Source organism: Lysinibacillus sp. RS11 (genome assembly GCF_042019215.1).
GTDB classification, from domain to species: domain Bacteria; phylum Bacillota; class Bacilli; order Bacillales_A; family Planococcaceae; genus Lysinibacillus; species Lysinibacillus xylanilyticus_A.
Genome location: NZ_CP168126.1, coordinates 1 through 10,960, shown reverse-complemented (window position 1 = coordinate 10,960; position 10,960 = coordinate 1). Strand labels below are relative to the sequence as shown.

At 35.2% G+C, this 10,960-nt stretch carries 16 protein-coding genes and 1 tRNA gene; 9 read left to right on the top strand and 8 right to left on the bottom strand.

What is annotated here, in order from left to right; translation table 11 throughout:
- Positions 1–61 precede the first annotated feature (61 nt).
- Positions 62–487 carry a DUF4259 domain-containing protein gene (locus tag AB9L17_RS25265; RefSeq protein ID WP_375200846.1) on the top strand — a complete coding sequence of 142 codons (426 nt, stop codon included), beginning with the start codon at positions 62–64 and terminating at the stop codon, positions 485–487.
- Between the two features lie 455 nt (positions 488–942).
- Here AB9L17_RS25265 and AB9L17_RS25260 read toward each other — a convergent pair whose 3' ends face one another.
- The 4 genes from AB9L17_RS25260 to AB9L17_RS25245 form a co-directional block, all read right to left on the bottom strand.
- Positions 943–1,149 (bottom strand): hypothetical protein, encoded by a 207-nt coding sequence (locus AB9L17_RS25260; RefSeq protein ID WP_375200845.1) that lies wholly within the window; start codon positions 1,147–1,149, stop codon positions 943–945.
- A gap of 26 nt (positions 1,150–1,175) precedes the next feature.
- Positions 1,176–1,247: transfer RNA gene (locus AB9L17_RS25255), tRNA-Cys, on the bottom strand.
- 46 nt (positions 1,248–1,293) lie between these two features.
- Positions 1,294–1,506, bottom strand: a complete 213-nt coding sequence (locus AB9L17_RS25250; protein ID WP_375200844.1) for a hypothetical protein — start codon at positions 1,504–1,506, stop codon at positions 1,294–1,296.
- 29 nt (positions 1,507–1,535) lie between these two features.
- Positions 1,536–2,102, bottom strand: coding sequence for a sigma-70 family RNA polymerase sigma factor (locus AB9L17_RS25245; protein ID WP_375200843.1), 567 nt, complete (start codon positions 2,100–2,102; stop codon positions 1,536–1,538).
- A 165-nt stretch (positions 2,103–2,267) separates the two neighbouring features.
- On the opposite strand from AB9L17_RS25245, the gene AB9L17_RS25240 reads away from it, so the two are divergent.
- The 3 genes from AB9L17_RS25240 to AB9L17_RS25230 all read left to right on the top strand — a co-directional run bounded on the left by AB9L17_RS25240 (position 2,268) and on the right by AB9L17_RS25230 (position 3,844).
- On the top strand, positions 2,268–2,519 hold the full coding sequence (locus AB9L17_RS25240) for a glutaredoxin family protein (RefSeq protein WP_375200842.1): 252 nt from the start codon (positions 2,268–2,270) through the stop codon (positions 2,517–2,519).
- A gap of 74 nt (positions 2,520–2,593) precedes the next feature.
- Complete coding sequence (locus AB9L17_RS25235) at positions 2,594–3,520, top strand: S8 family peptidase (protein WP_375200841.1); 927 nt, start codon at positions 2,594–2,596, stop codon at positions 3,518–3,520.
- Positions 3,521–3,670: 150 nt separating this feature from the next.
- The gene (locus AB9L17_RS25230; protein WP_375200840.1) at positions 3,671–3,844 is read left to right on the top strand and encodes a YvrJ family protein; all 174 of its coding nucleotides are present in this window, start codon (positions 3,671–3,673) and stop codon (positions 3,842–3,844) included.
- 70 nt (positions 3,845–3,914) lie between these two features.
- On the opposite strand, the gene AB9L17_RS25225 is transcribed toward AB9L17_RS25230, so the two are convergent.
- The 3 genes from AB9L17_RS25225 to AB9L17_RS25215 all read right to left on the bottom strand — a co-directional run bounded on the left by AB9L17_RS25225 (position 3,915) and on the right by AB9L17_RS25215 (position 5,263).
- On the bottom strand, positions 3,915–4,169 hold the full coding sequence (locus AB9L17_RS25225) for a hypothetical protein (RefSeq protein WP_375200839.1): 255 nt from the start codon (positions 4,167–4,169) through the stop codon (positions 3,915–3,917).
- A gap of 152 nt (positions 4,170–4,321) precedes the next feature.
- A complete protein-coding gene (locus AB9L17_RS25220; protein ID WP_375200838.1) occupies positions 4,322–4,468 on the bottom strand; it encodes a hypothetical protein in 147 nt (48 codons plus the stop codon).
- A 36-nt stretch (positions 4,469–4,504) separates the two neighbouring features.
- Positions 4,505–5,263 carry a hypothetical protein gene (locus tag AB9L17_RS25215; RefSeq protein WP_375200837.1) on the bottom strand — a complete coding sequence of 253 codons (759 nt, stop codon included), beginning with the start codon at positions 5,261–5,263 and terminating at the stop codon, positions 4,505–4,507.
- Positions 5,264–5,587: 324 nt separating this feature from the next.
- Between AB9L17_RS25215 and AB9L17_RS25210 the strand changes: the two genes are divergently transcribed.
- The 3 genes from AB9L17_RS25210 to AB9L17_RS25200 all read left to right on the top strand — a co-directional run bounded on the left by AB9L17_RS25210 (position 5,588) and on the right by AB9L17_RS25200 (position 7,900).
- Positions 5,588–6,142, top strand: a complete 555-nt coding sequence (locus AB9L17_RS25210; RefSeq protein WP_375200852.1) for a MerR family transcriptional regulator — start codon at positions 5,588–5,590, stop codon at positions 6,140–6,142.
- A gap of 348 nt (positions 6,143–6,490) precedes the next feature.
- Entirely contained in the window at positions 6,491–7,513 is a 1,023-nt protein-coding gene (locus AB9L17_RS25205) for a hypothetical protein (RefSeq protein ID WP_375200851.1), read from the top strand.
- A 105-nt stretch (positions 7,514–7,618) separates the two neighbouring features.
- Positions 7,619–7,900 carry a DUF5839 family protein gene (locus tag AB9L17_RS25200; RefSeq protein WP_375200850.1) on the top strand — a complete coding sequence of 94 codons (282 nt, stop codon included), beginning with the start codon at positions 7,619–7,621 and terminating at the stop codon, positions 7,898–7,900.
- A 327-nt stretch (positions 7,901–8,227) separates the two neighbouring features.
- Here the strand turns inward: AB9L17_RS25200 and AB9L17_RS25195 are convergent, their stop codons facing one another.
- Positions 8,228–8,674 carry a hypothetical protein gene (locus AB9L17_RS25195; protein ID WP_375200849.1) on the bottom strand — a complete coding sequence of 149 codons (447 nt, stop codon included), beginning with the start codon at positions 8,672–8,674 and terminating at the stop codon, positions 8,228–8,230.
- A 410-nt stretch (positions 8,675–9,084) separates the two neighbouring features.
- Here AB9L17_RS25195 and AB9L17_RS25190 point away from each other — a divergent pair, with 410 nt between their 5' ends.
- Both AB9L17_RS25190 and AB9L17_RS25185 read left to right on the top strand, forming a co-directional pair.
- The gene (locus AB9L17_RS25190; RefSeq protein ID WP_375200848.1) at positions 9,085–9,402 is read left to right on the top strand and encodes a hypothetical protein; all 318 of its coding nucleotides are present in this window, start codon (positions 9,085–9,087) and stop codon (positions 9,400–9,402) included.
- 356 nt (positions 9,403–9,758) lie between these two features.
- Positions 9,759–10,790, top strand: a complete 1,032-nt coding sequence (locus tag AB9L17_RS25185; RefSeq protein ID WP_375200847.1) for a tyrosine-type recombinase/integrase — start codon at positions 9,759–9,761, stop codon at positions 10,788–10,790.
- The last annotated feature ends 170 nt before the right edge of the window (positions 10,791–10,960 follow it).

Here is a 10,960-nt window from a genome sequence, read left to right as displayed (position 1 = left end):
CGGTTGGTATGACAACAATGTTACAATGAAAAAAGAAAGACGCAGACAGGGAGGAAGCCGAATGGGAGCATGGGGAATCAAAGCATTGGAAAGCGATGAAGGGTTGGATCTACTGACAGCGATCGAGGACTTGCTTCCTCGTGACACGTTGGATTTGGGCGAATTGATGGCGAAGTTTCGAGAAGACGATTTCCTTTATGACGAAACAGTACTTGCCCTCGCAGAGCTGTATATCGAGTTCCAGGAGAATGGCAGCCTGGACTACGATCATGAGGAGGAGGAGCGCTCCTTGACACAAGTACGGGCGTTCACAGCCGATCGAGCCGCGCTTGGGTCTTTGCTGAAGCATTTGAATGTGATTTGGGCTGATATTGAGGGAGACTGCGAGGGGGATCTGGCGGAGCTGTGGCAAGAATCGTCGAGCTGGGACGAATGGCGGGCACATGTGCAGCAGCTAATTGCCAAGTTGGAGGCACGGCTTGCATAGGGAATTAGAAGTGGAATTCGAAAGAATCGAATTAGAAAGACAAAAAATAAAAATAGAAGATATAAATAGCAAAGTCTGAGGGAGATAATTAAACGAAAAGGCAGTAATGACAAAGATTTATCCTTTGTTATTACTGCCTTTCGTCTAAAATGATGTGAACAGTGACTGGTTCAATAAAACCATCGCCAAGGAGAGAGTATGCAAGATTTTATACATGCTGCTGCTGGATCCCCAGCTAAAAAACGCTGTCAAACCAACGATGTATAAAACCCTGTATATACAATAACGGGCTTCTAAAGTGAAAAGGCAGTAACGACAAGGGTTTGTCCTTTGTTGTTACTGCCTAATTCAGTTGTTATGTAAACTCGGATTGCATGGAGTTGTATAAGTGGGTAAACAAAAATCCGGTTGACGGTCAATTTAGAGACCCTTTAGGGTTTCCTGATATAAGGTATCTATTTACTTATGTCATAATTACAAATCTCAATACCATAAGTTTGTTCTAAAGCTTTTTTAATTTCCTTAAGCTCTTTAGAGTATTCTACACAAATATTTTGGTAAAGGTCTTTTTGTGTTTCATCACAAAAATCAAGATGTTTTGACATTTTTAATAGATCGATTTTAATTTGATTATACTTGGCCAGTTTATCTTCTAATACCATTTGAATCACCTCATATGGAAGATATAAGGTGACACTCGGAATTGAACCGAGGATAAAGGTTTTGCAGACCTTTGCCTTAACCTCTTGGCTATGTCACCGTTATATTTATATAAGTGTTTTAGAAGAAAAAAAGTAAATCAGATTCTAACACATTTTTTCTAAAACGCTCCAAAAACTAGGTGCTTCTTCTCGAAAATCTATATTTCTTGTTTTTTCGAATATTTTTATATGCAATTCTTGCTCTAAATCTTCCCTTTCACTCAATGGTGTTTGATATAGTGCTTTTCTTATAGAGCCCTCGAACTTTTTTAAATAATCCTCAAAACAGTCATAACAATCGCGGTTATCCTTTTCCATTTTCTTCGCCTTCTTTCAGTAAAATTTATCTACAATTTTAATTTTCTCAGAGCCTTTTTGTGAATATTCGAGATGTTTTGTGGTGTGGAATTAACTAGAACAGCAATTTCTTTTTTAGTTAGACCCTTTACATAGATTAAATCCAGGATTTTGTATTGGTAATCAGTTAAAGAGTTTAAAGCTCTAATAATTTTTTCATCAGTTATTTCATCTCTTAATGTTTTGCATTCAGTTGTAAATTGCATTGAATTTTCGATGGAATCCATTAAATTTACTTTTTCATCATTAATGGTAGGCTTATCCAAAATCAAAAGATATCTATTATTCAATTTTTTTATTTTTTTATCAAAGTCAATTGCATAATATTTAATTAAGCTAAAAATATATGCATCCATTCTTACTTTTTCGTAATATAATTTAAACATTTCTTCGACTTTATTTTTATTTTCTATTGTGGGATTCAAAATGGTCTTCTCATAAAGTTCAGAATGATGATTATCTTTTAGAAATCCGGCTATTAATGGTTCTTTTTTTAAGTCACTTTCATCAATTGTACATAGGATGTTAGATTTACTAAGGTTAATTTCTTTTCCCATAGTTCCCCCCCCTTAAATTCTCTCTATTTACATAAGTGGAATATATTACTCAATTATAAACCTCTAACAAGAACATTTGTTCTGTTTTTAATATTTTTTTATTCGATTTATTTTTTTGAAGTTTTCCCACTTATTATTTTGAAAACAAAAAGGAGTGTGGAAAATTTGAACAACAAACGAGTAACAGTATACTTTAGCGATTATTGTGGTCATTGTGCTAACTTAAAAAAATGGTTGAATGAGCGAGAGATTCCGTTTATTCCTATGAATACAGAAGATCCTGACGTTTCTAATTATCTACAGGAACATGGAATTAACGCTGTACCTTTTACAATCATTGAAGATAAAGAAACTAATGAAAAGGAGGAAATCTTAGGATTTAATTTAGACAAATTTCAAAATATTTTCTCTGAATAAAAGCCGAACTTTTCGGCTTTTTTTGTTTCAAAATATCTCTTATTTATCACTTAATTTACAAAGGAGATGATTAAATGATAAACAATAAGATTATTGTAAAACCAGGGAAAATAGTTAAGATGTTCAAAGCCTTAAGTACTGCTCCTGACAATCTAGATAAAATAAAAGCTAGAGAAATATGGGATGAGACAGATCAGGGCTCAGGTATTATAGTTGCTGTTTTAGATAGTGGAATTCAAACCAATCATCCAAGCTTAAAGAGTAATATAATTGGAGGTTTTAATTTCACAGAAGATGACGAAGGAAAAACTGATATTTATAATGATTATTTAGGTCACGGTACTCATGTTTCAGGTATAATCGCAGCCTTAGATAATAATAAAGGTGTAGTTGGTGTTGCACCTAAGAGTAATTTACTTGTATTAAAAGTAATCGATAAACATGGTAAAGGAAGCTATAGTAGTTTAATTAATGCAATTAAATATGCTATGGAATGGGTTGGCCCTAATGGCGAAAAAGTAAGTGTAATAAATATGTCATTAGGAGGTACCGAAGCTAATGAAGAATTGCATAAAGTTATTAAAATGGCACATTCCAAAGGAATAGTGTTAATAGCAGCAGCAGGAAATGAGGGGGACGGAGATAAAGAAACAATTGAGATATCCTATCCGGGTTTCTATAAGGAAGTCATTCAAGTTGGCTCTATTTCTGAAGCACAGACGCCTTCAAAATTTTCAAATTCAAATGATAATCTTGATTTTGTGGGACCTGGAGAAAATATCCTCTCAACACATTTAAATAACGATTTCGTAGAATTAACTGGAACATCTATGGCAGCGCCATTTGTCGCTGGTTCTGCAACGTTAATTTTAAAACTTATTAACTCCACTGAATCCTACTTAAATCCAGTTTATGTATATAACTATTTATTAACGCACGCACTACCTCTGGAAAATTTATCAATAAACCAAGTTGGAAACGGATTTATTCAACTAAAGTAGAGATTGTAAATAAGAGATTAATATAGTTTCGCATTATGGTTGCTTCCCTTGAATGGTATAAAAAATATAGAAGTTGTATGTTTTGAATCAATTAAATCGTTCATCGTTCATAACCTTTTCTCAAGTTAATAATGAAAGGAGAAACGTCTAATGATAACAACAGAAGATATTCCAATGTGGATTACCTTAACCGGGAATTTTGGTTTCCCAATTGCTATTACAGTTTACCTATTTGTAAGATTTGAGAAGAAGCTAGATAAATTAGAATTAGTAATCTTGCAATTATCTGAAGTGATTAAAACTGTGAATAATAGAAGGAACTGAAAGCATATTAGAACTTAAAATGAAAATAAACCTTAAAAGAACCACAGTTTTAAAAATAACTGTGGTTCTTTTAAGGTTTATTAAATCCATAAAAAGCCATTAGATATATCCCGATAAACACTACTAATATAAACGAATTTAGGACAACTAAAATCATACGAGTGGGTCCTTTTATCCCTAAAATAGCAAATATTAATCCTAAAATCCCTGAAATAAATGGAATTGTTAAGCTAATTTCCAGGATAGATTGTGGAGCTAATCCATAAATAAGAAATGTTAAAAACAAGAAAATTATTGATAAATACGTAAAAATTTTTCTTCGCAAATGGCACCGCCCTCTTCTTTACCCATATGTTTAATTAAAGTATATAAAAGTTGAATACTAATTTACATAAATTTAGCTTATACAAAAAATCAAACCTTAACATGATTAATGTTAAGGTTTGATTCTATAAAAAATCATACCACGTATGTTATTTATTTGCAGTGTTCATCACATCGAATAAACCATTCATTACCTTTATTTCCATCGTAGCCAAATTCGGCAGGACATCCCTTAAAGTAGCAACAATTTGGATGTTTTGAACAAAATGTAACATAAGTAGGTTTAATATCATTTCCCATGAATGAATCCCCCTTTTTACTGGATTTATAATTTTTTTAGCAATAGGCTGCCAACTTAGCTTGGAATGCAATTCTGACTTGATTTGCACCAGGGTTTGTTTGCCCTTTAATACAATTAATTAAGTTTTTATCACAAGAACAACGGTCAGGATAAGATGTAAAACTAGTATAACAATTATCATGAGTTCGGCAGCAAGTATCTGTAGAATTTACTGGAGTTCCACTACCACAGTTGGCACCACACCAATTATACATAACAGGAATCATTGGACCTCCTACCCATGCAGGCTCATTAAATACACAACATCCATCTTGTATACATGGTACTCCCTGGGGAGAAATATCATTTGTATTAGGAACGGTAGTATTTAATGCTTTCATAAGATCTGCTACTTCTACAGTTTTTGAAGTTGTTTTATCTGTTTGGTCAATAATAATCACATTATCTTCGATTGTAACGAGATGCTGAATATAAGAACCATCTTCGTTTGATTCTCCTTCAATATGAGTAATTCTCGCAAAGAATGGCAGACCTTTACCGGTTTGGATCTCAATTTTAGTTTTCTCATCTAGCTGTGCTTCTTGCATAATAGCTTTAACTTCTTTTGAATCAAATCCAATTGTTAATTCTACAGCGTTTTGCTCGATAATTTTTTTATCTAAATTTATTTCTAAATTCAGATGATTTAACAGATGTTTAATCTGTTTTAACTGTTCTTTAGAAAGCCAGTTAAAATCACTTACAGATGATTTCTTAACATCCATTTTTTGGAATTTCCAAGTATTTTCTTTCATTCCAACACTCCCTTTATATTGTTATTAAGAAGAGTTAACTCTTTCAATAAATAAAGTGTTTTAAAAACACAAAAAATAAACCTATGAATATATAAATTCGCTAAATTTCCATAATCCAGGTTCACTGAACCCAGTTAATTTCGGGTTTTCGATTAATTTCCGATATCGCCTGCTCAAATTCGCTCTCAGGTGCTTTTTGTTTCACCTTGTCTAAAAAAACATCGAAACCTATATAAATAGACATAAGTTAGCCTAAAACAATCATAAAATAAAGTTAAATTTAGCTTTATTTATAGTTAAATTTAGGCTATCGGAGGTGGGGAAATGTTAATGCCAATTGGAAGAATAACAAAAGAATTAGCAATTGAAGCACATCAGCTACGTGAGTGGGAAAAACGGGATTGGCTCGGGGATGTATTGAAAGATCCAGATAACAATAATCAACGGGTTTATAACGATTATCAAATTAAACGAATTCATTTAATCCATGAAACTATTCAAAAACAACGAGAAAAAGGGGTTAAACGGACAGATTTTGCAGAGGTCGAGGAAAAATTATTTGAGAAATTCGGTGGAGAGGTCATAAAAAGAGAATCTGAGATGATGGTCCATCCTAATTCGATGGAGAAAATAATTGAAATGATCGGATTACAACAAAAAATGATGATGGAGATGCAGCTGCAAATCGAAAGTCTTCAAAATAAAGAGTTACCAGCACCCATCGATCATTCTCAACACTTTGAAGAAATGAAAAATCAACTTAAATTTAGCCAAGAACGTGAAGAGAAACTGATTGGATTGATTGAAAAATTACAAGATGATATTGAAGAACTGAAAAAGATGCCCCAAAAATCTCGTTGGAAGTTTTGGGGGCGCTAAAACACTATGACATTACTTATTTACAAGTTGCTAACTTTAGCGTATGGTAAGAATAACTAAATCGAACGTAAAAAAGCCATTCCACAGTGACTAATAGAGTGCTACCAACACTTTATTAATCGCTTTATCGTATCTAGTACATACGATGCAGCTTGTCGTGAAATGACTAATTTTTTTAATTGTTAGAACGATACATAGTATCTATATATGACATTCTAGTATGAATTAGAAGACATTTCAACAGTTAATTAAAAGGTCATTCAAGATTATTCCTTAATCTAAAGCGTTTTGCATCGTTAAGAAACACGATGTGAAACGCTTTTTTGCTTCAAAAAAGGAGCAACTACCATGAAAAACAAACTAAAAACTACACCAAACCAAGCAGTCCAAACATTTATTACATACGGCAATCAAAAAGGAGATCGGCAACTCAAAGAAGAGCGCCTGCAGCAACTAGAAGAAGTACTGGCGACACAAGGAATTTATCCTGGTGGGAAAGTACATAGAGTGCTAGAAAAATTGATTTATGATCTTACATACAACGGCATTATCAAAGTAAGCCGAGAGCATTTGAGTAACAAATTAGAGGTTGGATTGAATACGATCTCAACAGCTTTTAAGTATTTAGAGCAGTCAAAGCTATTTATTCTTTCTAGAAACAAATCAGGGAAAACGAATAGTGGTTGTCGTGTCATTATTGATGTGCAGCACGTTAATTTTGAAAGTATTTTAAGTGGCATTTACCGTCTAACTGCTTATGAAATTGCAATCGTAAAAGAGGACTATAAATATCTAAGTAAACATCAAAATAAACATCAGGATTTGGCTCAAAGCGCTGTCATATCAACGTCAAATGAATCAAATTCGACTCTTAACTATAATAACCAAAATAAAATATTAAAAGATATAAAGACGTCTACTAAGCAGTCGTCTGATAAGAAAAATAATCTTTATACTCGTTTAAAAAATCTCTATCAAGCTCGTACAGGCTCTCTAGAAGGCTTAAAACCATTTATAGGGGTTATCTATGGTTCATTAAAGAAAATCAAAGCAAAGGACAAGCTAACGCTGTCTCACGTGCAATTAGAAACGATTATGTATCAATCATTAGATGCAGCCATTTCAGCGAGCGATCAATACGTTAAAACAAACCGATTAGCATTACTAAGTGCCATTATTCGTAACAAAATCAAAGATGTAACGGTATCAAATTCATCTGCAGCACCAGAAAAAAATGTAGCTAGGAAAACAGAGCAAGTGCCAGCATGGTTTGCGACTCGTCATGAGTCTGAAGAAGAATTAACAGAAGAAAAGAAAGCTCATTTTGCACAAGAACGTGAGCGAATATTGGCCATGTTAGGCAATATTTAATCAAAAGAGGAATGGTGAAAACCGAACCTCTAGTTTGCTATATTCATTTTTAAATAGCGTAGAAAAAACGGTCCTCTGAAAATTAAAAAATAGGAGATGATAATGATGCAAAACAATAATACACTTTCAGGATTTCACATCAGAAGTAAAAAAGGCGAGGTATTGAAACTACAGTGGAAACAAAAATATACTTGGCATATTCCTAAACATTTACGTGATGTAGATATTCAACCAGGTGATATTGTGGCTGTTGGAAAAATATTTGCACCCGTTTTGGTAACAGCAATTTTTCGAGAAGAGTTAGAAGAGACCGGGAAACCATATAAAAGAATTAATAAACTTTTAGAAAGAGCACCAGATCCTAACAAAGAGTCAGAAAGAGCATAAGGGAAAACTGTCCCCACTTTCAGTGTAGAACTAAGCAAAGCCTAGTGTTTTTATGGGTACAAAAAATTTCGCAAAGGACAAACAATTTGCCCCAAAAATATGGTCTTTTGGCAAACAGTTTGTCCTAGGAAAGATGGAGGGCAAGCAACGGGTTTGCCCGGGCAAACCCCAAAAACTACGTTTTTGACTTGGTAGGAGATTCCTACGACCTTTACAAATATTCAGCTGTTATTTTCCAAAATAAGCAGCTATATTTGTTGTCGCTTCGCTCGAAGGTATGAACTGCGTCACTTTTAAAGTATTTAATTGCGCTTTAGGTCAAATAATTTATTTCATATTTTTCAGTTCAGCTAATTCTTTTCTGATCGCATTTTCTACGATTTCATAAACGTTTTTGTCATGAATAACTGCTTGTATTTTTAAGTTCTTCATGAGTTCTATATCTATGTCAAAAGAAGAACGTTTCCTAATAACGTTAGTTCTTTCCTTAGTTGATTCCTTTAAAACAATCTTTGAACCAACGTTGGTTTGTTTCTTCGTTGGAATGTTCGTAGGTTTTTTTACGCTTTTACTTGGTGTTATAAAATCCGTATAATCTTTGTTTAACGGTTCTTGATCTGTTCGAGTGAAAGTCCATCCCGTTCTTCGATTGAACACATAGCCAGCATCTTTAAGTATCTTACTTAACTTTTCTTTACCTACAGTTAGTTCCTTCCCTATGTCAGCCAACGATTTACCTTGCTTTAGTGCCTTTAAAATTTCTCCTATAGTCAATCCAATCCCTCTCCTTAATTTCATCTTTATTCTTCTATATGCAAAGGAATAAAGAAGATATTCTCTTTTAATTTTTCTGCCAATCTAGTAAACTAATACTATAACTATTTATTATTTTATGTGTCGCTTACCTGGGTAGGCCGACGGTTGATTGAACAATGACGAGCCTTTGAGGCTTACTGGATACAGCAATCTTTGAATTGCTGCAAGACTATGGGTAGGGCGAAGTATGCCCTGTATTGGATAATAAAAAAAGGTTGAGGATTATTTTGTATTTGGGAGAGTACACCCCAGTAGCAATTGGCTGATACAAAAAACTAAATATTTTTGAGGGATAAGTAGGTCGTTAACCACATGGAGGGTTAAGCAGGCGTGCTTTTTTTTATATAAAAAATCAAGGAGGAGTCAAAATGGAAATCGAAAAAATTGAGAAATATGAGGTTCAAAAAGTGAAAACAATCGGTGTGGATGTAACGCATAGTGTTTTTGGAAATCGTATCACTGCAATGCTTTATTGTACAAAAGAGTGGATACAAATAGATGATTGTTATGTATTTTCGCTACCGTACGAACATTTTGCTGTTGAGGTGTCAGAACACGACAAACAAAATCTTAGGGGTTTAATACCGTTGTTGATGGAACGTATTGAGCGATTAAGTGAACTGGAAGCAGAAAAACTGGTGCAAGTAATGCAGCAAATGGTTTTTCTCGTTGATGAAATTGACTAAAAAAATATAGTCCACTGTGGACTAAGAGGTAAAAGAGCGAATCGGCGTTAATATGATTGGCTCTTTTTATTTTTTTGCAATCGAAAGATTGCTTGCAGCGTGTAGCTGCATATTCGGATTTGCTGGCAAATCCATTTGCGCTCCCAGCGCAAAAACGGGCGGAGATTACATGGCGCACTCCGATAACAAAGCGCGGAAAGTTGAAGTATGCACATTGATAATCGAATACATATCGGAGCACAAATGCATCCGACACCTTAGGAGGTCTGTTGGCGCAGCCGGCGGATCTCCTAAGGTGGAGAGCCCGAGAAAAGCGAGGGCCAAATGACGCTGCAATTGGAAAAGGGGGAATTAGAATGGCGAGACGAGGGCGCACATCGATCGTGCGTGAGGTGAAAGAATCGCTTACAGCGATAGATAAAATTGGTCAATCTAAACGTGATGCCAGGAAGACGGGAACAAGTGGTATTCACTCCAAGAAGCAAATGGCTAATACCATGTCAGATGCTCAAAACTTTGTGAAATGGTGCCGTAGTGAACATGGGGTGAAGTCAATCAGTGAGCTGAATGATGGACATTATGTGTCCTATCTCGCTTATTTGAGCGAGAAGGGGGTTTCTCAAGGGCATCGAGTGAACGTTGAAACGTCTCTACGTTTACTCGAAAAGGGATTTAAAGAGCGTTCTAAGCGCTTTGAAAATAATACAGTTGCTTTAGTAAGGTTTTGTCCGAAAGGGCGCTTAGAAACGTCTCTAGGGGGATCTGACGCGAAAAATCGATCTTATACGGAAGAAGAAGTGCAATTGATTCGTGCGAATTGTTCCGATGAGGTAACAAAAGCAGTTGATTTGATGCGAGAAATGGGATTGCGGATCAAAGAGGCTGTGAACGTGCGAGTAGAACATTTTGTTCCTAATGACAGGGGTATGGGTTGGTGTTTAACCATCGAAAAAGGTACAGGGATTACAAAAGGCGGTCGTTTTAGACAGGTGGATGTACCACAACGCTTGGAGCAACGACTGGAAAGCTGGATGGCAAACAAATCTCCTGGAGAGCGAATAGTGAATGTGTCTTATTCAACGGTACGGGATGGTGTAAATGTAGCGTGCAAACGAGCTGGAGTGGCGCAAGCTGGCCGAGGGTGTCATGGTTTTAGGCATGCATATGCCCGTGAGCGTATGGATCAGTTAATGACGAGTGAGCAGAAACAGATCATGAATCGTGTGTTGGAAAATAGAAAAATGGGACGTGCGGCAGACTACGGTATTCTGCGCAAACAGGATAAGCAACTATATGCAGCTGCAAAAGAAGCGATGGATCAAATTCATTCAGAATTAGGGCATGGAAAAAATCGTTGGGCGTTGGCTATGCGGTACATGGGTGATTGAAGTATATGAGGCTAAGTCCATATACCATAGCGGTACCGGAAGAAGAACCGTCGCAAGAACCAGGAAGGAGGTGCTAACCTCCTTTTAAAAGCAAGATTTGACAGCCTTTTTTAGAGAGCGAAATAAGGTTTGATTTTATACAGAACTTTATGCATTCAATTTAACTGAAA

What these genes read in the sequence shown, in the direction of transcription:
- AB9L17_RS25215 (WP_375200837.1), bottom strand. Translation starts at nt 5,263, where the DNA reads ATGAAAGAAAATACTTGGAAATTCCAAAAAATGGATGTTAAGAAATCA.
- AB9L17_RS25185 (WP_375200847.1), top strand. Translation starts at nt 9,759, where the DNA reads ATGGCGAGACGAGGGCGCACATCGATCGTGCGTGAGGTGAAAGAATCG.
- AB9L17_RS25245 (WP_375200843.1), bottom strand. Translation starts at nt 2,102, where the DNA reads ATGGGAAAAGAAATTAACCTTAGTAAATCTAACATCCTATGTACAATT.
- AB9L17_RS25205 (WP_375200851.1), top strand. Translation starts at nt 6,491, where the DNA reads ATGAAAAACAAACTAAAAACTACACCAAACCAAGCAGTCCAAACATTT.
- AB9L17_RS25230 (WP_375200840.1), top strand. Translation starts at nt 3,671, where the DNA reads ATGATAACAACAGAAGATATTCCAATGTGGATTACCTTAACCGGGAAT.
- AB9L17_RS25190 (WP_375200848.1), top strand. Translation starts at nt 9,085, where the DNA reads ATGGAAATCGAAAAAATTGAGAAATATGAGGTTCAAAAAGTGAAAACA.
- AB9L17_RS25210 (WP_375200852.1), top strand. Translation starts at nt 5,588, where the DNA reads ATGTTAATGCCAATTGGAAGAATAACAAAAGAATTAGCAATTGAAGCA.
- AB9L17_RS25260 (WP_375200845.1), bottom strand. Translation starts at nt 1,149, where the DNA reads ATGGTATTAGAAGATAAACTGGCCAAGTATAATCAAATTAAAATCGAT.
- AB9L17_RS25235 (WP_375200841.1), top strand. Translation starts at nt 2,594, where the DNA reads ATGATAAACAATAAGATTATTGTAAAACCAGGGAAAATAGTTAAGATG.
- AB9L17_RS25200 (WP_375200850.1), top strand. Translation starts at nt 7,619, where the DNA reads ATGCAAAACAATAATACACTTTCAGGATTTCACATCAGAAGTAAAAAA.
- AB9L17_RS25265 (WP_375200846.1), top strand. Translation starts at nt 62, where the DNA reads ATGGGAGCATGGGGAATCAAAGCATTGGAAAGCGATGAAGGGTTGGAT.
- AB9L17_RS25220 (WP_375200838.1), bottom strand. Translation starts at nt 4,468, where the DNA reads ATGGGAAATGATATTAAACCTACTTATGTTACATTTTGTTCAAAACAT.
- AB9L17_RS25250 (WP_375200844.1), bottom strand. Translation starts at nt 1,506, where the DNA reads ATGGAAAAGGATAACCGCGATTGTTATGACTGTTTTGAGGATTATTTA.